General features: G+C 40.1%; 18 protein-coding genes and 1 other RNA gene. 14 read left to right on the top strand and 5 right to left on the bottom strand.

Annotated elements, in window-relative coordinates:
- Positions 1-83 precede the first annotated feature (83 nt).
- The 5 genes from F9B85_RS01080 to surE all read left to right on the top strand — a co-directional run bounded on the left by F9B85_RS01080 (position 84) and on the right by surE (position 3,440).
- Positions 84-644 (top strand): DUF366 family protein, encoded by a 561-nt coding sequence (locus F9B85_RS01080; RefSeq protein WP_151617763.1) that lies wholly within the window; start codon positions 84-86, stop codon positions 642-644.
- Between the two features lie 4 nt (positions 645-648).
- Positions 649-1,395 (top strand): 7-carboxy-7-deazaguanine synthase QueE, encoded by a 747-nt coding sequence (locus F9B85_RS01075; RefSeq protein WP_151617762.1) that lies wholly within the window; start codon positions 649-651, stop codon positions 1,393-1,395.
- 66 nt (positions 1,396-1,461) lie between these two features.
- Entirely contained in the window at positions 1,462-2,022 is a 561-nt protein-coding gene (gene folE / locus F9B85_RS01070) for a GTP cyclohydrolase I FolE (protein ID WP_151617761.1), read from the top strand.
- A 31-nt stretch (positions 2,023-2,053) separates the two neighbouring features.
- Positions 2,054-2,398 (top strand): gamma-glutamylcyclotransferase family protein, encoded by a 345-nt coding sequence (locus tag F9B85_RS01065; RefSeq protein WP_151617760.1) that lies wholly within the window; start codon positions 2,054-2,056, stop codon positions 2,396-2,398.
- A 283-nt stretch (positions 2,399-2,681) separates the two neighbouring features.
- Entirely contained in the window at positions 2,682-3,440 is a 759-nt protein-coding gene (surE, locus tag F9B85_RS01060) for a 5'/3'-nucleotidase SurE (RefSeq protein WP_151617759.1), read from the top strand.
- On the opposite strand, the gene F9B85_RS01055 is transcribed toward surE, so the two are convergent.
- Entirely contained in the window at positions 3,437-3,676 is a 240-nt protein-coding gene (locus F9B85_RS01055; RefSeq protein ID WP_151617758.1) for an alpha/beta-type small acid-soluble spore protein, read from the bottom strand. The genes surE and F9B85_RS01055 overlap by 4 nt on opposite strands.
- Before the next feature lie 124 nt (positions 3,677-3,800).
- Entirely contained in the window at positions 3,801-5,372 is a 1,572-nt protein-coding gene (locus tag F9B85_RS01050) for a putative polysaccharide biosynthesis protein (protein ID WP_151617757.1), read from the bottom strand.
- A gap of 190 nt (positions 5,373-5,562) precedes the next feature.
- On the opposite strand from F9B85_RS01050, the gene F9B85_RS01045 reads away from it, so the two are divergent.
- From F9B85_RS01045 to ssrS, 5 genes are all read left to right on the top strand, one after another.
- Positions 5,563-6,402: a PHP domain-containing protein gene (locus tag F9B85_RS01045; RefSeq protein WP_151617756.1), complete on the top strand. Its 840-nt coding sequence runs from the start codon at positions 5,563-5,565 to the stop codon at positions 6,400-6,402.
- A 28-nt stretch (positions 6,403-6,430) separates the two neighbouring features.
- Positions 6,431-7,735, top strand: coding sequence for a phenylacetate--CoA ligase family protein (locus F9B85_RS01040; RefSeq protein ID WP_151617755.1), 1,305 nt, complete (start codon positions 6,431-6,433; stop codon positions 7,733-7,735).
- Positions 7,736-7,785: 50 nt separating this feature from the next.
- Positions 7,786-8,217: an ACT domain-containing protein gene (locus F9B85_RS01035; protein ID WP_151617754.1), complete on the top strand. Its 432-nt coding sequence runs from the start codon at positions 7,786-7,788 to the stop codon at positions 8,215-8,217.
- Between the two features lie 135 nt (positions 8,218-8,352).
- On the top strand, positions 8,353-11,112 hold the full coding sequence (locus F9B85_RS01030) for a UPF0182 family membrane protein (RefSeq protein ID WP_207707010.1): 2,760 nt from the start codon (positions 8,353-8,355) through the stop codon (positions 11,110-11,112).
- 100 nt (positions 11,113-11,212) lie between these two features.
- A non-coding RNA gene (gene ssrS / locus F9B85_RS01025) (6S RNA) lies at positions 11,213-11,392 on the top strand.
- 92 nt (positions 11,393-11,484) lie between these two features.
- On the opposite strand, the gene F9B85_RS01020 is transcribed toward ssrS, so the two are convergent.
- A complete protein-coding gene (locus F9B85_RS01020) occupies positions 11,485-13,599 on the bottom strand; it encodes an LpxL/LpxP family acyltransferase (protein ID WP_170270064.1) in 2,115 nt (704 codons plus the stop codon).
- 214 nt (positions 13,600-13,813) lie between these two features.
- Between F9B85_RS01020 and F9B85_RS01015 the strand changes: the two genes are divergently transcribed.
- From F9B85_RS01015 to F9B85_RS01005, 3 genes are read left to right on the top strand one after another with little or no spacing between them, the layout of a single operon-like run.
- Positions 13,814-14,515 carry a 4Fe-4S dicluster domain-containing protein gene (locus F9B85_RS01015; protein WP_151617752.1) on the top strand — a complete coding sequence of 234 codons (702 nt, stop codon included), beginning with the start codon at positions 13,814-13,816 and terminating at the stop codon, positions 14,513-14,515.
- 35 nt (positions 14,516-14,550) lie between these two features.
- On the top strand, positions 14,551-15,432 hold the full coding sequence (gene nrfD, locus F9B85_RS01010) for an NrfD/PsrC family molybdoenzyme membrane anchor subunit (RefSeq protein WP_151617751.1): 882 nt from the start codon (positions 14,551-14,553) through the stop codon (positions 15,430-15,432).
- A 25-nt stretch (positions 15,433-15,457) separates the two neighbouring features.
- A complete protein-coding gene (locus F9B85_RS01005; RefSeq protein WP_151617750.1) occupies positions 15,458-16,966 on the top strand; it encodes a multiheme c-type cytochrome in 1,509 nt (502 codons plus the stop codon).
- A gap of 53 nt (positions 16,967-17,019) precedes the next feature.
- On the opposite strand, the gene F9B85_RS01000 is transcribed toward F9B85_RS01005, so the two are convergent.
- Together F9B85_RS01000 and F9B85_RS00995 are read right to left on the bottom strand one after the other, a co-directional pair.
- On the bottom strand, positions 17,020-17,664 hold the full coding sequence (locus tag F9B85_RS01000; RefSeq protein ID WP_151617749.1) for a response regulator transcription factor: 645 nt from the start codon (positions 17,662-17,664) through the stop codon (positions 17,020-17,022).
- Positions 17,639-19,084, bottom strand: coding sequence for a sensor histidine kinase (locus F9B85_RS00995; RefSeq protein ID WP_151617748.1), 1,446 nt, complete (start codon positions 19,082-19,084; stop codon positions 17,639-17,641). Before F9B85_RS00995 ends, F9B85_RS01000 begins: the two co-directional genes overlap by 26 nt.
- Before the next feature lie 170 nt (positions 19,085-19,254).
- Here F9B85_RS00995 and F9B85_RS00990 point away from each other — a divergent pair, with 170 nt between their 5' ends.
- Entirely contained in the window at positions 19,255-19,803 is a 549-nt protein-coding gene (locus F9B85_RS00990; RefSeq protein ID WP_151617747.1) for an LNS2 domain-containing protein, read from the top strand.

The raw sequence follows: 19,803 nt of genomic DNA, 5'->3' as shown, positions 1-19,803 counted from the left end.
ACTCCTTATGTTGATTTTCTTTATCGACATGATAAAATGAAGCAATGGAAGCTTAGAAGTCGCCTAAAAAGGAGGAAAGCAAAGTGCAAAAACAATTTATAGACAAAAAGATAAGTTACGATGGAAGTCAACTATCCTCCCTTTGGGCATATCGCTTTTTTCAGATTCAAGGCGATAGTATTATAGCTTTTTGTGGTCCCTGTCAAGTCGAGCTAGATAAAATGGTAGACTTAGAAGATTATCAAAAAGGTGAAACTATTTACAGTCCTGCAATGCTGCACTTTATTATAGAACACTTTGAAATGGATTTAGAGAAAACAGTACTTCGTCAACGCTTGTTGATGGCCCTAATAAAAGAGGAATTAGAAAAAAAAGGTGCTAACTTTTTGTCTCGACAAGGCGATGACATATATTATAAGGGTAACTTAAAGCTCTCAGTATCAATTGCCACACTTACACCAGTATCAACAATGATTCATGTAGGTCTTAATCTTTGCACTGAAGGGACGCCTGTTCCAACTGTATCTCTATCAGAAATTGGTGAGCTCGATCCTGCAGATTTTGCACATAGAATTATGGTACACTACGCTGAAGAAATGAAAGATATCTATCAAGCTCGATGTAAAGTACGAGGAGTTGAATAACTCATTGTTGGATGGAAAAGCCAATATAGTAGAAATAATGGAATCAGTGCAAGGTGAAGGCCCTTGGTTAGGTTGTCGACAGCTCTTTATCCGCTTTTCAGGATGCAATCTCCACTGTCGTTACTGTGATACCCTTAGGAGTAAAGAAGATGACCTAGCCTTCTGCCAAGTAGAAAAAGCCTGGGGAAGCAAAGAATTCGAAAAGTGGGAAAACCCCGTCGCTATTTCTAACATACTAGAAATAATTAGAGAAAGAAATGGAAAGATTCATGCTCTAAGTTTAACAGGCGGTGAACCGCTACTATCAGCTAGTTATATAGCACAACTTGCACAAGCCTGGGGTCCAGAACGACCACCTTTTTACTTAGAAACGAATGGAACACTTTTTGAGGCTATGGCCTCTATAGCAGATTGTATAGACTATGTGAGTATGGACATAAAACTTCCAGGGTTAACAGGACAAAATCGCTGGCTTGAACATGAACAATTCTTAGATTGCATAAAAGAAAAGGCTGGCTATGTAAAAATAGTCGTAAGTAAGGAAACAACTCAAGAAGAACTAGTGCAAGCAAGTAGGCTTGTTCAGCAGAGAGCTCCAAGATTTCCTATAGTACTACAACCAATCAGCGATAAAGAGGGGAAAACAATTGTAGTGCCAACAGAACTATACAAATACCAATCATGGGCTTTAGAAGAACATGACGATATAAGAATTATACCACAAACACATCGACTGCTTGGCTTTTTGTAATACTTTGCTAGCTTAACAATAAAGCCCATCGCTGAACAGTGTAATAAAAAAAGGAGTTGAACTCAAATGGATTTAGAAAAAATCGAAGTAGCTGTCCGTATGATGTTAGAAGCTATTGGAGAAGATCCGAACCGTGAAGGTTTAGTGGACACGCCTCGCCGCGTCGCTCGTATGTACAATGAAATCCTCTGTGGTTTAGAAGAAGATCCCCAAAGACATCTAGAAGTAATCTTTAATGAAGAACATGAAGAAATGGTGCTTGTTAAAGATATTCCCATCTATTCCCTCTGTGAACACCACTTGCTACCATTTTATGGAGTAGCACATATTGCCTATATACCGGAAGGTGGACGCATAACAGGACTAAGCAAAATGGCACGAGTCATAGAAGGCTTTGCCAAGCGCCCTCAATTACAAGAAAGACTTACTTCTCAAGTCGCAGATTCTATCATGAAAAAGCTAAATCCTCAAGGTGTATTAGTCGTAGTTGAAGCAGAACATATGTGCATGACTATGCGTGGTGTAAAAAAACCAGGCTCACGCACGGTAACATCGGCAGTACGTGGCATTTTTCAGAAAAACCAGGCAACACGCAGTGAAGCTTTTGCCTTAATCCGCAATAGTTAAAAGCATACCTTCAATAAGGAGGTAGAGTGCTATGAATCACCGTCTTTTTACTTATGGGACACTTATGAAAGCAGAGATAATTAAAGACTTCCTGTTAAGAATTCCATCGGAGCCTATTAAAAGTTTACTTAAAGGTTACAAAAAATTTCCTTCACCTTATGGCTACCCTTACATTTTACCAGATAGGAACTGGGAAGTTGAAGGTATCTTATGGGAACAATTGACAGATAAGGACTTGCAAATCTTAGATGACTATGAAGGTCTCTTTGAAAATCCACAACTATACTATCGACAACAAGAAAGTATATACATAGGGCGAAGAATGACAAAAGCTTGGGTATACGTAGGAAATCCAGATTTTTTCCTCAAAGATTAACCATTTATTGCCAATCTGTATACAATGAAAGTAGCACTTACCAATAATTGGTGCAACGTGGAGGCAGACCTATGGAAGTTATACAATATTGTCTCAATTGTTACCTAGACTTAGAGGGACAACAATGGGACATCATAGTATCCAAAAGACCGATACGCGTCTTACGTTGCCCACGTTGTCGGACGCTCCATTCATTATCAAGCCGAAGCAACTTGCAAGAATCTAATCGAATATGGCACTCTCGAAGTTCAATGCAACTGTAATATCGATAGGAGGTTCATGGTTGCGAATCTTATTAACTAATGATGATGGAATTCATGCACCAGGAATTCACGCACTTTGGAAAGCCTTCGATGGGTGGGCTGAGTTATTTGTTGTCGCTCCAGAAGGGGAAAGAAGTGCCACAGGACATGGGATTACAGTACATGAACCCATACGTGTGGAGAAACTACAATTTTCGAACCCCAATTTTCACGGCTGGGCCGTTAAGGGAACACCTACAGACTGCGTAAAACTGGCTCTAGAAGTTTTAATGGAAGAGCCTCCTGATATCGTAATCTCAGGAATCAATAGAGGACCAAACTTGGCAACTGATGTTCTTTATTCTGGCACTGTATCGGCAGCAATGGAAGGTATGATCTATGGCTTTCCTTCCATTGCCGTATCAGTAGCAAGCTGGCAAGACTGTAACTACAATTATGCGGCCACAATTACCAAAGAGGTATGTCATAAAATAGTAGAAAAAGGCCTTACACCTGATACGTTATTAAATATAAACGTACCAGACTTGCCAGAAAAAGAGATCAAGGGAATGAAAGTGACCAAACTAGGCAACCGCAGATACCAAAATATTTTTGATAAAAGAATTGATCCTCGAGGACGAACTTATTATTGGATGGCTGGAGAAGTTATGGATTTAGATTATAGTGATGGAACTGATATCGGTGCCATCAAAGAAGGGTTTATCTCTATAACGCCCATACACTTTGATCTAACTAACTATACGATCTTAGAAGAGGTTCGCTCCTGGTTTACCACTTAAGAATTATTACCTTTTTCTTGCTCTACCAACATTTCTTCTGCTCTTCGAACCATCGCTTTAACCATAGATCCCCCAATCCGACCACCAACACGGCCACAGTCTTTTGATGTCAAAGCACCCCAATAATCATCTTTTATCATAGTTGTGAGCCCTAACTCTTCAGCCACTTCATACTTGAAAGAATCCCTTATAGATTGTGGGAAGATTTTCTTTCCACCAGGGTAGAACTGAGCCATCTCACTTCACCTCCACTTAGTTCGGGAAGAACTCGGTTTTATTTTGCGCTTTCTCTAGTCTGGCAAGTCAATGAAGATGATGGTGCGATACCAAAAAATCACTCCTTATGGGAGTGATTTTTTGTTACCATTTTTTCACAAACCAACGCAAGCCTGGTAAAGAATGAAGATCATCACGAGTCAAAGAACCAAGAAAAGGTAAAGAGATAAGATAGACTAATAGTGAAGGCACAGTGGCCATAAGCAACTTTAGCAAAAGAGGCAAAGGATCTAGCAAATTCGTAAAAAGAAAATGAAAAATGAACATCATCAAGATAGCACCTAAGGCAGGTCGAAAAAGAGAAGTTAATTGATGCAAGGATATCTTCAAATAAAAATAAAGCCAAGCAAAATGCAAAAAGGCTGTAATAATGTTACTAAAACTATAGGCCCAAGCCACGCCTTCTAAGCCAAACTGTGGTGACGAAGCAAGAGTTAAGAAAGTAAGAGCTCTCACCACAGAAGCAAAAACTGTAACTAGTAGAGGGAAAAATACTTTACCCATTCCTTGTAAGATACTTGTCGTCGTTTGATGAAAATAAAGAAATAAAGCACCTATAGCAAGAATACTTAATGATGGGCCTAAGCCCTCTAAATCAAATAATAACTCTGCAATATCCCCACCTACTAGAAACAATATCGACAGGACAGGCCAGCTTACAAGAGCAGTAATACGCAAGGCTTTCATAGTACGATAACGAACAGTTTCACGTTGCTTCAAAGCCCAGCTTTCAGCAATTCCAGGAATCAAGCTAATAGATAGCGGAATGGTAAAAACCGTAGGAATTGTAATCAAAGGAGCGGCCCCACCGTTAAAACTACCAAAAGCAGAAGTAGCTTCAGATAAGGTCATACCAGAAGCTTGTAAGCTTCGAGGAATGAGATAGGCATCAACAGAAAGCATAAGACAGGTGATAATACGAGAAATAGCAATTGGATAAGCGAGAGGCCACAAAGAAAAAAAAGACTGTCTCAAAGTAGTTGTCGTTGGCATATTGATGTGAGACCAGAAAGTTTTTAACCGTCGAAAAAGATGAGGACCAGAAAAAAAAGCAAGACTGATTAAACCAAAAAGTTCACCTAAAGTAATACCAAGGGCAACGCCAGCGGCCGCCCATTGAAGACCCTGTGGCAGAAGTAATAATGCTAAACTTAGACCCGAAACAATTCGTATGACCTGCTCCACAAAGGAAGCAATTGCCGTAGGCTCCATCGCCTGCAGACCTTGACAAAGAGAACGAAGTACGGAAGAAAGAGCTACGAGTAAAATACTAGGCAACAAGACAAGGTATGCTGTTTCAGCTCTAACATCTGCAACAACTTGGGAAAAAAGAAAAGAAGGAAGAAAAAAAGCTATAACAGTTACAGCAGTAGCTATAAGAGTAGTGCTGAACAAAGCTGTGATAACATACTTTCGAACGTTTCCCCACTGACCTTGAGCCGCTTCTTCGGCCACCCTCTTAGTTAGGGCCACAGGAATTCCTGCTGTTGCCAAAACAAGCAAAAGAATATAAATAGGAAAAATCATTTGAAACAAACCTACTGTTTCAGGGCCAATATATTTCATCAAGACAATTTGATTCAAAAAAGCAAGAATACGATTTGCCACAGTAGCAATAAACAAAACCAGAGCTCCATGGGTGAGTACGGTCACCATTTGAGTAATCTCCTTGCAAGAAAATGGGGCTTATTCTAAGTTCTAAGATATGCGTCCCCATCAGCAAGAAGAAGCGGAATCATTTCCAGTTACTTTTTTCGTTAAAAAAAAGGTTTTTTATCATTGAACAGGGAATAAAAAAAGACGGTTCTCTCTGAGTTGGCTGAAAAAATGAAGTAGGGGAATTAAAATGAAAATTGATCTACATCTCCATACCACTGCTTCAGACGGTCAATATTCACCTCAAGAATTAGTGGACAGAGTTATTAAGGCCGGTGTAGACACTTTTTCATTTACAGACCATGAATCAATAGAAGGATATATAGAAGTGGTAGAAGAAGCCACTCAAAAAGGTCTTCAGCTTATTGCAGGAGTCGAACTACTCGTCCATTACCAAGAACAAGAAATTCATCTACTTGGATATGGAATGGATCTAACTGCTACCCACTTTCGAAAAGAACTTCATAAGCTCAAAGAAGAGAGAAATGCTGTAGCACAAGCCATGGTAGCGAAATTACAAAAACTGGGCTTTTCTTTAACATGGGATGATGTAAAAACCATTGCACATCCCCGTGGAACCATAAGCAAAGGACACATTGTTCATGCTCTTCATCGCTGTGGACTTTTGCCTTGCTCGGGTATGGAATTTATCAAACGCTATCTAGATCCGCAAGGCTTGGCATATGTACAATATGGAGCCAACAGCTTTGATTCAGCTGTTGAGCTGATTCGTTCATCTGGTGGTGTTCCTGTAATTGCTCACCCTGGCTTAATTGCTCAACAGTCACTACTGCCGGAATTGCTTGACCGTCATCCTGTAGGAATTGAAGTTTTTTATGCCTATTACGGTGCCAAACGTCAGAAGTGGATAGAACATTACTACGAAATGGCCAAGTCTAAGAAATTACTAATGACTGGTGGTAGTGACTACCATGGTTCTTTTGGTCCTGTCTGCATCGGTGAAGTAGCTGTTCCAGACTGGGTTTACTTTGAATTAGAAGAAGCCATAGCCAAAACACACCACCAATAAGAGACCTCAGCAACAAGGAGCGTGTATCATGATCTGGAATCGCCCAATGGAAACAATGTCTAGAGATACTTTGGCCGCATTACAACTAGAACGATTGCAAAAAACGGTAGAAAGAGTCTATCACAATGTGCCAGCCTACCGTGAAAAAATGCAAGCGGCTCATGTGACGCCAGCAGATATCAAAAGCTTAGAAGATCTGCAAAGATTGCCTTTTACGTACAAACAAGATCTGCGTGACAATTATCCCTTTGGGCTTTTTGCTTCGCCCATGAAAGAAATTGTACGACTTCATGCCTCCTCAGGTACAACAGGCAATCCTACTGTAGTTGGTTATACACGCAGGGACATCAACACTTGGTCCGAGCTCACAGCACGTATGCTTGCTTCTGCCGGTGCTGATGCCGACTCTGTTATTCAAATTGGCTATGGTTACGGTCTCTTTACTGGTGGCCTTGGTGTTCATTATGGTGCCGAAAAAGTGGGCGCTTCCGTTGTTCCTATATCAGGTGGCAATACTAAGCGACAAATTAAGCTTATGGAAGATTTCGGTACAACCCTTTTAGCTTGTACACCTTCTTATGCCCTTTATCTGGCTGAGACGATTGCCGAGATGGGGATAGCAAGAGAAAAGTTAAAGCTAAAAGCAGGTGTCTTTGGTGCTGAGCCCTGGACAGAAGAGATGCGCCGAGAACTAGAATATAGACTGCAAATTTTAGCCATTGATATCTATGGTCTCAGCGAAGTCATGGGGCCAGGCGTAGCTACTGAGTGTCCTGTCAAGAATGGTTTGCATATTGCCGAAGATCACTTTATTCCTGAGATTATTAACGCCGAGACAGGTGAACCCCTCCCTTATGGAGAAGCTGGTGAACTTGTTTTTACTACAATAACCAAAGAAGGCTTTCCTGTTATTCGTTATAGAACTAGAGACATCTCAGTGCTATATGAAGAGCCTTGTCACTGTGGACGTACCCATGTCAGAATGGGTAAAGTAAGCGGACGTACTGATGACATGGTAATTATTCGAGGTGTCAACGTCTTCCCCACACAAGTAGAAAGTGTCCTGCTAAGTTTAGGTCTTACAGAGCCTCATTATGTTTTGGTCATTGACCGTGAAGGTCTTCTGGATACTCTAGAAGTTTGGGTAGAAGTATCAGAGAAGATGTTTTCTGATGAAGTTCGAAAGCTGGAGAAAGTGGAACGTAAGATTCAGCGAGAACTAGAAAGTTTGCTCGGTGTAACAGCAAAAGTTAAGCTTGTAGAACCTAAAACAATAGAGCGGTCGGAAGGCAAAGCCAAAAGAGTCATTGACCGAAGAAAATTAACCAAATAATTTGACTTAATGGTTACTAGAGGAAGCAAAAGTAGAGGGGAGCGCTAACGATGAAAGTACAACAAATATCCATATTTTTAGAAAATAAGTCAGGGCGCTTAGCCACCTTGACCCACACCCTGTCCGAGGAAAAGATCAACATTCGTGCTTTATCAATTGCCGATACAACTGACTTTGGTATTTTACGTCTTATCGTTGATCGTCCTGATGAAGCATACCTAGCTTTAAAAAAAGCAGGCTTTACAGTAAGTGAAACTTCTGTTATTGCCCTAGAAGTACCTGATCATCCCGGTGGCTTAGCCAGCATTATGGAAATCATGGCGGGAGCAGAGATTAATATTGAATACCTTTATGCCTTGCCCGAAAAGAAAACAGACAATGCCCTAGTTATTTTTAGAGTTGAGAAAATCGACAAAGCTATCGAAGTTCTCAAAAACAACGGCATTGTTGTGCTTACAGGGGATAAGGTCTACGGTCTATAAAAAGCTAAGTATTTTTACCATTATCTATAGCTTACAAGACTGGGGTACGATGGTTTTTGAAACATGTGCAAAAGCCATCGTACCCCAATTGATTGCATAAAGTAAGTGGTCCCAAATTTTTTTGTGGAGGGCGATATGAATAATCTGAATCGACGCAATCTACTCATTTTAGGCGTTGTTATTGCTGTTGCACTAGCATTACCATTTTTCAGGTCTATGCTCGATCTCTATGTAAACTACCAGTGGTTTCTTTCAGAAGGGTTAAGCGATGTTTGGACGACTCGCTGGGCAACTAGTTTAATCTTGCATTTGGTAACTGGTCTTTTTGCCTTTGTCTTTATCTTTGCTAACTTGTACTTGACTAGCAATGTAGTAAAAAAAGCCTTAAATTACAATGCTTATGCCGTTAACGAACCTCGACTAGTAGCTTTGGCAGAGTATATAGACCCTAAGCACTTGAACAAAATCTTTTTGGCCATCAGCTTATTTCTAGCTTTTATCGTTTCTCAAGTTATGTCCAATCAATGGCCTAAATTCTTGCTAGCCTTTAATCAACAAGAATTTGCTATTGCTGACCCGCTGTTGCAAAAAGATGTAAGCTTTTACATCTTCCAACTGCCTGTTCTTGAGCTTGTCTATTTTGTATTGTCTACCATTGTGGTTCTTACAGCAGTATTGCTTTTTATTGTCTACCAAGCTGCTAATACTTTGGGATTTGGCAAATTATCTTGGGGAGAATTACCGCGAGCACGCTACCATTTAGCGGCTATTGGTGCATTCTTCTTTTTAATCAAAGCCTTTGGCTATCAACTTGATATATATAACCTTGTCTATTCACCACGAGGCGTCGCCTTCGGAGCTAGTTACACTGATGTACACGCTCAGTTACCTGCTTTTCAGATTCTAACAGTTTTAGCGATACTTACTGCTATTGTCCTCGTTTTCTCTCTCGTTCTAAAGAGAATTCGCTGGGCTCTATATAGTGTAGGAGTGCTAGTCTTAGCTTCATTGTTAGTAGGTCAAATTTATCCCAATATGGTGCAACGCTTTCGCGTAGAACCTAATGAATTTGTGATGGAAAGACCCTACATCGATATGAATATCCAGTTTACTCGTCTAGCTTATGGACTTGACGGTATAGAGCAAGTACCTTTTAGTGCTACTAATAATTTAACAGCCAATGATATTCTAGATAACAAAGACACGATCAACAACATTCGACTCTGGGATTGGAGACCGCTCCAGCAGACTTACAGTCAGATGCAAGAGATTCGTCTCTATTACAAACTAAGAGAAATCGATATTGATCGCTACATGATTAACGGTGAAATGCGTCAAGTCATGTTAGCAGCCCGTGAGTTAGATACCTCAGCCTTACCCACAACAGCACAGACTTGGATTAACCGCCACCTGATTTACACTCATGGTTATGGTGTATCCATGAGCCCTGTAAATGAAGTTACATCTGAAGGTCTACCAACTTTCTTCCTCAAAGATATTCCGCCTAAGGCAGAAGCTGATAGTGTAGAAATTGAGCGACCAGAGATTTACTTCGGGGAAGCAACAGATAATTATGTCATTGTAAAGTCAGCAACGAAAGAATTTGATTATCCCTCAGGTAATGACAATGTCTTTACAACTTACCAAGCTGACGCTGGTATTCCCATCGGATCACTCTGGCAAAGACTTGTTTTTGCCGCTTACTTTGGTGATGTAAGAATTCTTTTATCGAAAGAGATCTTGCCAGAAAGTCAACTACTGATGAATCGAACTATTATGGATCGATTGACTAATGTAGCTCCTTTCTTACGCTTTGACAGTGATCCCTATTTAGTCATTAACGAAGGGCGTCTTGTTTGGATTGCTGATGCCTATACAGCTTCTTCTCAATATCCCTTCTCACAACCAACTCGTGGGACTGGTAACTATATTCGTAATTCTGTAAAAGCAACTGTTGATGCTTATACAGGCGAAATGAAATTTTTCATTAGTGATCCTAATGATCCCATAATTCAAAGTTATCAAGCCATTTTCCCTAATCTTTTTAACTCTATGGATGAAATGCCAGAGAGCTTGCGCAAACACATTCGCTATCCAGAAGATCTCTTCAAAATCCAGTCTCGTATCTATGCAACTTATCACATGCAAGATGCTGGTATTTTCTACAATCGAGAAGACGAATGGAATATTCCTCGCCTCGTCTCCGGTGGAGATAACAACCAGTTAATGGAGCCTTATTACACCTTAATGACCTTGCCAGGTGAAGAAGATCCTGAGTTTATCTTAATGACGCCTTTTACACCAGCCAAAAGAGATAACATGATCTCATGGATGGCCGCTCGTTCTGATGGCGATAATTACGGCAAACTTCTCGTCTATACCTTCCCCAAACAAGAGCTAATTTATGGGCCTGCACAGATTGAAGCGAGGATTAACCAGGATTCTTATATTGCTCAGAATATGGCGCTTTGGAATCAGCGTTCTTCCTCTGTAATTCGAGGCAACTTACTCGTCTTGCCTATCAATGAGTCATTGCTCTACGTACAGCCTTTATTCTTACAAGCAGAGCAGGGAAGACTACCAGCGTTGCGCCGCGTAATTGTTGTCTATGGCGAACGCGTTGTGATGGAAGAGACACTAGATCTAGCCTTGCAGAAAATCTTTGGTCAGAGTGGTCTTTCAGGAACAGGTACTCCTACTAGAACAACTAGCCCTGCTCCAGAAGGTGAGGAAAGCGCTGTAGTAGAAGTAACAGTCTCTCAGCTAGCTACACAAGCTCGTCAAGCTTATGAAGAAGCTAATGAACGACTCAAAGCAGGCGACTGGAACGGTTATGGTGAGAAACTACAAGAATTAGAGCGTCTATTACAGGACTTAGAGAGAAGAGGGCGCTAAGCAAAGATAATTAGAGCACTTTCCAAAACATTACCAGTGCACCGAGATAATGAACATGTTATAATTACGACAAGCAAAGATGATGTAGAGATTATTGATGATTTGCCTGCCGTGTGCGTCAGCCCCTTTGTGTTTTAACCTACATTATACAAACGGGAGCCAATATCTAGTTGTTGCAGTCAGACCTGCTACGAGTAGGAAGACTAAGACATCTGTGAGGCGCCCACCTGCGAGAGGCAGGTTTTAAAACCTTGGTGGCAACGGCATAGGCGGGCCTTCTCAAAAAAAGAAAAGGAACAGTGAGTTAATCACTGTTCCTTTTTTATTGTTCTTTAATAACTTTTCCCTCAAAGCCTCTATTGAAGCCCTTTATTAATAGAGTCCTTCAGCGTAGTTCTTTTGTAAGCTTACATAATCGGTTTTGCCACTACCAAGCAGAGGAATGCTTTCTAATTGAACAATCTTAGAAGGCACCATTAAAGGAGAGTGGCCTGCTTTTACAATATAATCTCGCAGTAAGCCTATAGTAGCTTGAGGAGAAGTTGTAAATAGCACGATCTCTTCACCCTTACGACCACCGCTAGTACGAATAGTAGCTACTTCAGTTGTATCTAAGCATGTTGCTACAAGTTCTTCTACTAGATTCAAGGAAACCATTTCTCCACCTAGCTTGGCAAAGCGTTTTACTCGCGACAAAATGGACATAAAACCATCTGCGTCAATATCAACTAGATCACCACAATCATACCATTCTTCGGCAGGAACAAAACCTTTACCGTGAAGCAGATAACCTTCCATTACATTAGGACCTCGGACAAATAACTTGCCACCTTTTTCAATACCTTCTATAGGTTCTAAGCGATAATCAATATGGGGAAGAAAATAGCCAACAGAACCAGCTTTATAATAGATTGGTGTGTTAATGCTAATAAATGGAGAAGCTTCCGTACAACCGTAGCCTTCAAGAGGTCGCAAGCCATACTTATCAAGGCTGAGTCGACGAGTTTCTTCTTTTAGCTTTTCGCCACCGACAATGAAATAACGCATAGCTTGAAAATCAAAGGGATGGCCATTTTGAAGATAACCATGAAGAAAAGTAGCAGTAGCAAAAAGTATGGTGGCCTTAATGTTATAAGCTATTTCGGGAATGGCCTTGTAATGAAGAGGAGTGGGATAGAGATAAAGATTAAGACCTGTTAGCAAAGGAATAAAAGCACCTTGCAAACCAAAACTATGAAACATAGGTAAAGGATTTAGCAAAGTATCTTTTGCCGTAAGATCAACAACACCAACAGCTTGCAGTAGATTAGCCCGAATATTATCATGACGAAGAATAACGCCTTTGGGCTTACTTTCGCTACCTGATGTAAACAGAATTAGCTGATTCTTACCCTGCACAGCTTTACGTTTTTGAACATAAGAGCTTAAGGCTTGCAACTTTTCAGTAATACTAATAGAAGATTTCACATCTTCAAGATAAACAATATTTACTTTTTCAGAAAGCTTATCAATAAGAGCACTTAACTCTGCTTTTTCCACAAAAAGCTTAGAAGTAAGAATAGTTTTAAGCTCGGCAGTTTCACAGCAATCAAGTAACCCTTGTGGGCCCATAGTGAAGTTTAATATAGCAGGTGTAATGTTTTGACGAAAAAGTGCAAATAAAGTAATGACATGACCTATTGAATTAGGCAATAAAAGACCAACTCTTTCCTCAGTGGGGAAGAGTTTTTTTAATTTATCACCTAAAGCATAAGCACCCATAAGCAGGTTTTTGTAAGTAGCTTTTTGACTGATGTCTTCAATAATTTGACGATTATAGCCATAGATAGTTGCTGTACGCAGTAGTTCGTCAAAAAGATTTATACCCTGGCGATGACGAGCGCAAAAAGTAGCTCGTAAGAGAGCTTGAGAAATTTTTCTTGTAGCTAAATCTTTTTGATTTTTTGAACTTTTACCATCTTCAGAAAGTGAAAAAGCCTCATCTACATAAATCGTAATTTCAGGAAAACTATGTTGTGGTAGTTTATCGTCTAAGCAAGTATAAGGAGTAAACTGCGTTCCTTCAATTCCAATAGGATAAATGGTAGCGCCTGTTTTTAAGGCAATATAAGCATAGGGCTCATAAATTTTGAGCAATCCATTAGTCATCGAAGGGCGATCTTCAGGAAAAACAATAACATTTGTTCCTTCTTTGATCTTCTTCATAACTTCACGCAAAGAGTTGGGATTATCTAACTCAAAAGTCATATGTTTGCGAAGGCGAAAAGCTTCTTGATAAGAAGATACTCTATTTTTATTAACTAGAAAAACAAAATCTTGCGGTAAAAACATAGCCAATAAAAGAGCATCTAAGGGGGAAAAATGATTTGCCATAACTATAAGGGGCTTGTTACTATTGTTACTACTTTTAATGCGATCTAAGTTAATTAACTTAGGTGGGAATAGACGAAACAAAAAATTATGGTAATAGCTTGGTATGGAATTCACAAACGACCCCCCTCTTAAATTGTTAGGATAAGTATAACAAAAGAAGGCAAGAGAAAGAATCACTAATTATTACAACTTAATATACCGACGAAGATAGCAATGTGACAAATGTCACTTTCACAAAAGGTCATGTGCAACTTATCACAAAGTTGTGTGATCAGCGATAATGTTGTTAAGGTAAATGAGATCAAGCTCAGAAAGGACGTGAAAGAAAATGGAGATTCCAACTAGTCGTCGCAAAGCTCTTAAAGCATGTTTCCTCACAGGGATTGGCTTAGCCTTAGCTACCGTGGAAGGAAGTCTTCCACAAAAGATACATCCCCGTCATGCCAATGCCTCACAGAACCGAGAGGAAGGTCTACAATTGAGCTTTCTCTTTGATCAGAACCGTTGTACTGGATGTAAACTTTGCGCAAGGAGCTGTAAGCAAGCTAATAACTGGGAAAAAGGTGTTGAATGGCGTAAAGTTATTCAAGATCCCTCCACCAAAGGCGCTAAGATGCCTCGAGATAAAACCTTATTATCCATAAGCTGTAACCATTGTGCTAAACCTGCTTGTGCTTCTGTTTGTCCTGTTAAAGCTTACAGTAAAAGAAAAGAAGACGGTATTGTCGTTCAAGACCAAGGAAAGTGCGTTGGCTGTAAGTATTGTCTCTATGCTTGTCCTTATCAAGCCCTTTCTTACGGAGAAGAAACTAAAACGGTCAGTAAATGTCACTTCTGTTATGAACGACAAGATCAAGGCGAAATCCCAATTTGTGTTGATAAGTGCCCCACAGGAGCTCTGCAAATGGGAGAACTAGATTTCTTGAAAAGAAGAGTAGGAACGATTCAACAAGTTGGCAATCTACCCAATCCATCTATAGTAGGTAAACCTTCAATTATCATCGTTCCCAAAAGAGCTTTACCAAAGTAAGACCATCCTGCCAAACCTAAAAGGAGGTGTTTCCGATGGAACAATCAGCGCCTTGGGGAATGCTTGTCGTAGTCTATCTCTTTCTTGGTGGCTTAGGTGCAGGTGCATACCTGACAGCCTATGGAGCAGAGAAAGGCTATTTTGGTACTATACCAGGACTAGCAAAAGCAGGTTATCTAATATCAGCACCAGCCGTTGCTATCGGTTGTGTTTTATTAGTTTTTGACTTAGGGCAAGGATTACTAAAACCTTGGCTTATTCCTGGAATGCTTATGAACTTATCTTCAGTTATGACCTGGGGATTTGTAATTCTATCGCTCTTTGTAGTCGTAGCTACGCTTCACTTATACTTACATTGGAAAAACATAGAAGCTCCAAAATACTTGTTGTCGCTAGGTGCTTTCCTAGCAATTGCTACAGCCGTTTATACAGGCTTTCTCCTCTCTGTGATTAAAGCTGTACCCCTATGGAATAACCACTTAATTCCCCTCATTTTCCTTGCCTCAGCCATGTCTACAGGACTTTCAGCTTCCATGTTACTGGCTCACTATCTGAAAAAAGTAAAAGTAGAAACAACTAAAGTAGACAAAGCCCACTTTTACATTATCGCCGCTGAAAGTATTCTTCTATTTGTTTTTCTAGCTATGGCTATCAGTGGATTCAAAGGTCTAGTAGCCCAACAATCAGCCCAAAACATCATAATAGGTTCGTTAGCGCCTTTCTTCTGGATAATTTTCTTCTTAATTGGCTTAATAGCACCACTGGCCATCTTTGCCCATAACACTTTCCGCGAGAACAAGCTATCTCACAACTTAGTGCTATCAGGCGACATTGCTGTTGTCCTTGGCGGGTTTTCCCTTCGCTACTTAATTATTGCGGCGGCCATACCAGCTTGGTCTGGCACATTACTGATGTAACAATCAATAGAAAGGAGGCGTTACCGTGGATAAGAACAGTAAAAAAATCGTTCTTGTCGCTTTTATCGTAGTTGCCCTAGGACTTGTCCTTACAGCTTGTGGTGTTGGTTCTCTTGCTACATCAACGGTTGTTACCATGGACATAGGAGAAATTCACGGGACACCGCTTGCAATGAAGGGCAAAGAAGGTTTTGTAGGTCCTGACGAATGTATCGTCTGTCACGTAAACGAACATAAAAATTGGGAAGACTCCTGGCATACCCAAAAAGCTCTGTGGGGACCTTCTTTTGACACAGCCTATAATAATGATATCTATGACTGGGTTATTCAAGAGTGGGATAGTCTGGAAACATATATGATTCTAGACAAAAAAGATAACAACACCAACTATGTAGCTGTAGAAAAAGTAGCCTGGGAAGATGTAGACTTTATAATTGGCAAAACTTACAAACAACGTTACATGACTTACTATGATGGTGAGCCTAGACAAGCTTATCTGCAGACAACAGAAGATGGAGGCATCTCCTGGACAATTGATAAATCGGTAGTAGTAGAATTTCCTGGTAACAAAGAAAGAGCTGGTTACAAATTCTTAGCTATTGAGACAAGGCCCAAAGAAGGAAGCCTCAATAATAACAATTATGGTGAATTTCGTTCCTGGCAAGAACGTTGCATTAGCTGTCATACCACTGGCTTTGACCCTGACGCCTGGAATCAAGCTAAAGCAGACTTCGTAGCAGGAGAGCGTGAAGACTTACGTGACATCTTCGTAGCTGATATTCGCGTTTCTTGTGAAAGCTGTCATGGACCTGGACAAGCACACGTCAACGATCCAATTGCTGGTAATATTATCAATCCAAGAACGATTGAAGAAACAGAACAGCGTTTACTAGTCTGTCAGCAATGTCATACTAGAACAAGTACAAATACTATGTACGGCAACGGTGCTAACGATAATCGTGGCTTAGTCCTAGGAGAGCATACTTATGAAGATGTCATGTCTTACGTTCGACCAGCCTGGGGAACAGGCAATAGAAACGTCGCACCTGATGGCAAAGGTCGACGGGGTCACCAACAAGATATGGATATCATGCTTAGCTACTACATCAACGGTCCACGAAGTAATCATGCACGATTAGCCTGCTTTGATTGTCACAATGCCCATCGAGTTGGTACTAATATCGATTTTCCCCAGACTTATGTAAAGCCAGAAATGACTTGTTTCACCTGTCATGGCTCACGAAGTGAAGATTTTATGTCTGTACTTAACGGAGCAGAAGGTTGGCCATCTTATGGTTTTGACAACTGGGGCAGTTTAGGTGGTCGCAGTGGTACTAAACAGCACGTCTTTAACTATGATGAAGAAGGTCGCGCTTTCGGTTTAACTCCAGAACAATACGTATGGGCAGTTCGAAAAGACGCCACAGACCTCAAAGACCCCAAGAGCTGGGAATCTATCTGGCCTTGGGAAAAGAATAGCTACGCTAAAGGAAGACAGACTTATACTGGTCCAGAACCATGGAAAGTTCACTAACAACATTCATTGTCAGAAACAATAGATATTAGTAGGAAAGACAGCCCTTATAATTAAGGGTTGTCTTTTTCAACTTTATCAAGCTTGTTTTTTACTGCGTAGACAGCCGCTTGTGACCGGTGAGAAAAGTTTAGCTTCTGTAAAATATTACTTACATAATTACGTACCGTTTTTTCGCCAAGAAAAACTTCCTTGGCAATTTCTTTGTTTGTCTTACCTTGACCAATTAAAGCCAAAATCACTTTCTCTTTATCGGTAAGCGATTCAATTTGTCCTTTTTCACCTCTAAGGCGATTCCAAACTTTAACAATCATTTCTGGTGGAATCAAAGATTCACCTTGCATTACTTTTTCAATTGCCTCGATAAGACCTTGACTTCCAATCTGCTTTAACACATAACCTTTAGCACCGGCCATAATTGAAGCGGCTACAGCATCTTCATCAGCATAAGAAGTAAGCATTAATACTTTAATCTGAGGTTGCTTATCTAATATTTCACGACAGGCTTCAATACCTGACTTTCCAGGCATGCGTATATCCATAACAATCACATCAGGAATAGCTTGTTCAGCTTCCATGCAAGCCAGATCACCATTATTTGCCTCAGCAACAACAGTAATGTGAGGAACACGATTTAGTAAGGAAGTTAAACCAAGTCGAACAATTTCGTGATCATCTACTATCATGACGCGAATCACTTTTGGACTCCTTTCCATCCCGATAAGGGAAAAAAGCTTCTATTAATGTGCCACCTTCTGGTGGTGATATAACTTCTAAATGACCTCCAAGGCGTAAAGCCCGTTCTTCCATAGAAGTAATTCCAAAGCCAAGTCGCTGTTTGGAAGGAATACCAACACCATCATCTTGAATTTGCAAGTGGATTTCATCACCAAAGGCGATCATAACATTTATCTCACTTGCTTTAGCATGACGAAGCACATTAGTAATCGACTCATTGACAATCAGCAGAATATTTTCTTTTAACTGCGTTGATAAAAAGGTAGGCTCTGCACCTAAAATTTTATACCTTATAGAAAGAGAAGAAGCCTTTCGAAAAAACATGAGCCGTTCTTCAATAATATCTATTAAAGTTCCTTTTATAATGCGAAGAGGTCTCAAATCATGTACAAAAAGTCTAATCTCTACAATAATAGAATTGAGGTGACCCATGACACGATCTAAGCTTTCCTGAGCTATCTTTTCTTTTTCCTTTTCCTCCAATAGATAACGAGTGTTTTCTAACACTAAGCCAATACCATAAAGATTTTGAATCACACCGTCATGAAGATTTTGACTAATCCTCTCTCGCTCTGACGATAAAGTTTGCTTGCGTTCTGCTTCGTCAAGACGACGGTGCATCTCAGCGTTAAAGAGACTGAGAATATGGATCGTAAAATAAGCCATAGCTAATCCACAAAAAGCTCGGAAGATCGGGACAGGAATACGAAAAATTTCATAAAAAATTTGCGTGTTGATTACAGAAGCAGGAAAAAAAGGTGCAGGAGGAACAACAAGACCTCCTACAAAACCATAGAGTAAAAAAGCAAGAGCGGCCCCATAAACATGAAAGCTTAGCTTTCTACGAACTATTTGTTCCCATTCTGTTTTTTGTTGCAAAATGACAAGACCTGCCCAGATTGCTCCCGGTAAAGCTAGTAGATAACGTGACCCTATCTCACTAAAACGAATCCACCAGAAAGGATTATCCGTTGGTATTAAATATCGAAAGAAAAGAAATATCAAAAGCCATAGCAAAAAGAGAGAAATAGATAGCAAATGCAGTTTGGGCGAACCGCCTTGTGTATGAACATGAAGGCTTACCGAAAACTGTAAAAGAAAAGCGAAAGAAAGAGCAATAAAAAAAATCTCCACAACTCTTTGATAATAAAGCAACTCAAAAGCGACTCGGTAGACCTCCTGAATGGAAATAAACATCATACCCCATTCAGCAAAACCATGAACTATACCAAAAAGTCCTAACCATAAAAGAGGTTTAGCTAGGGTAAGATTACCGAATCTAATACGTAAAGCAAAAATAAACAAACCCATAGAAAAAAAAGCAAGACCGTAAAGGAAGTATACTAATATAACAGTCATTAAAGGAAAGATATCGTGCATGGACTAAAGAACTCCTTCGTTCATCCTTTAAGTCTAAAGTCTTACTCGATTAAGCACTTTTATTAGCATGTCCTTAAGAAGGCGATTCTGTTCGCTTGCTCTCTGGACAAAAGTTCCTTCCTGTGCTAATGTCTAGCCATTAGTTCGTTTCTTTAGACGGGAGGAACAAAATGATAATTGGTGTCGATATTTGCAATACAATTGCACAAGTCAACGAAGCTTTAGCACTTCACTTTCTAGGTACATCGAAAGTACCAGATGACTTACAAAAACAGAGACAGTGGAATTTACCAGGGCTAAATCCCGATTTTTTTCGTTCTCCTGAAGGAATGAACTTACTTAGTCAGGCTAAACCTTATGAAAAAGCTTCAGAAGTGCTGAACAGCTTTATCTATAAAGGTCACAAAATCGTATATATTACAGCAAGACCTCAAGAGACAGAATTAGTAAGCAGGCGCTGGCTACGTCAACATAATTTTCCCTTGGGAGACATCGTACATAGCCATCAGAAAGGCGAGAGCTGTCTGGAAAAAGGTGTTACCTTCATGATAGAAGACGATCCCTTTTATGCAGAACAAGTAAAAAGAGCAGGCATTCCTGTATTTCTAGTAAGACAAAGATACAATGTGGACTTTCCAGCGCCTAAGATGGACTGGAAAATAGCTGGCTTTATTCTGCCTAAAGCTATACCTATGATGAAAAGAAACGAAAGGAGCTAA

The sequence above is a fragment of the Heliorestis acidaminivorans genome, from assembly GCF_008933955.1.
Classification (GTDB): domain Bacteria; phylum Bacillota; class Desulfitobacteriia; order Heliobacteriales; family Heliobacteriaceae; genus Heliorestis; species Heliorestis acidaminivorans.
This window is presented reverse-complemented; position numbering and strand designations above follow the sequence as displayed.

Coding starts and splice junctions, on each gene's coding strand:
- nrfD (WP_151617751.1), top strand. CDS start 14,551: ATGGAACAATCAGCGCCTTGGGGAATGCTTGTCGTAGTCTATCTCTTT.
- F9B85_RS00990 (WP_151617747.1), top strand. CDS start 19,255: ATGATAATTGGTGTCGATATTTGCAATACAATTGCACAAGTCAACGAA.
- F9B85_RS01050 (WP_151617757.1), bottom strand. CDS start 5,372: ATGGTGACCGTACTCACCCATGGAGCTCTGGTTTTGTTTATTGCTACT.
- folE (WP_151617761.1), top strand. CDS start 1,462: ATGGATTTAGAAAAAATCGAAGTAGCTGTCCGTATGATGTTAGAAGCT.
- F9B85_RS01055 (WP_151617758.1), bottom strand. CDS start 3,676: ATGGCTCAGTTCTACCCTGGTGGAAAGAAAATCTTCCCACAATCTATA.
- F9B85_RS01030 (WP_207707010.1), top strand. CDS start 8,353: ATGAATAATCTGAATCGACGCAATCTACTCATTTTAGGCGTTGTTATT.
- F9B85_RS01045 (WP_151617756.1), top strand. CDS start 5,563: ATGAAAATTGATCTACATCTCCATACCACTGCTTCAGACGGTCAATAT.
- F9B85_RS01015 (WP_151617752.1), top strand. CDS start 13,814: ATGGAGATTCCAACTAGTCGTCGCAAAGCTCTTAAAGCATGTTTCCTC.
- F9B85_RS01035 (WP_151617754.1), top strand. CDS start 7,786: ATGAAAGTACAACAAATATCCATATTTTTAGAAAATAAGTCAGGGCGC.
- F9B85_RS01040 (WP_151617755.1), top strand. CDS start 6,431: ATGATCTGGAATCGCCCAATGGAAACAATGTCTAGAGATACTTTGGCC.
- F9B85_RS01065 (WP_151617760.1), top strand. CDS start 2,054: ATGAATCACCGTCTTTTTACTTATGGGACACTTATGAAAGCAGAGATA.
- F9B85_RS00995 (WP_151617748.1), bottom strand. CDS start 19,084: ATGCACGATATCTTTCCTTTAATGACTGTTATATTAGTATACTTCCTT.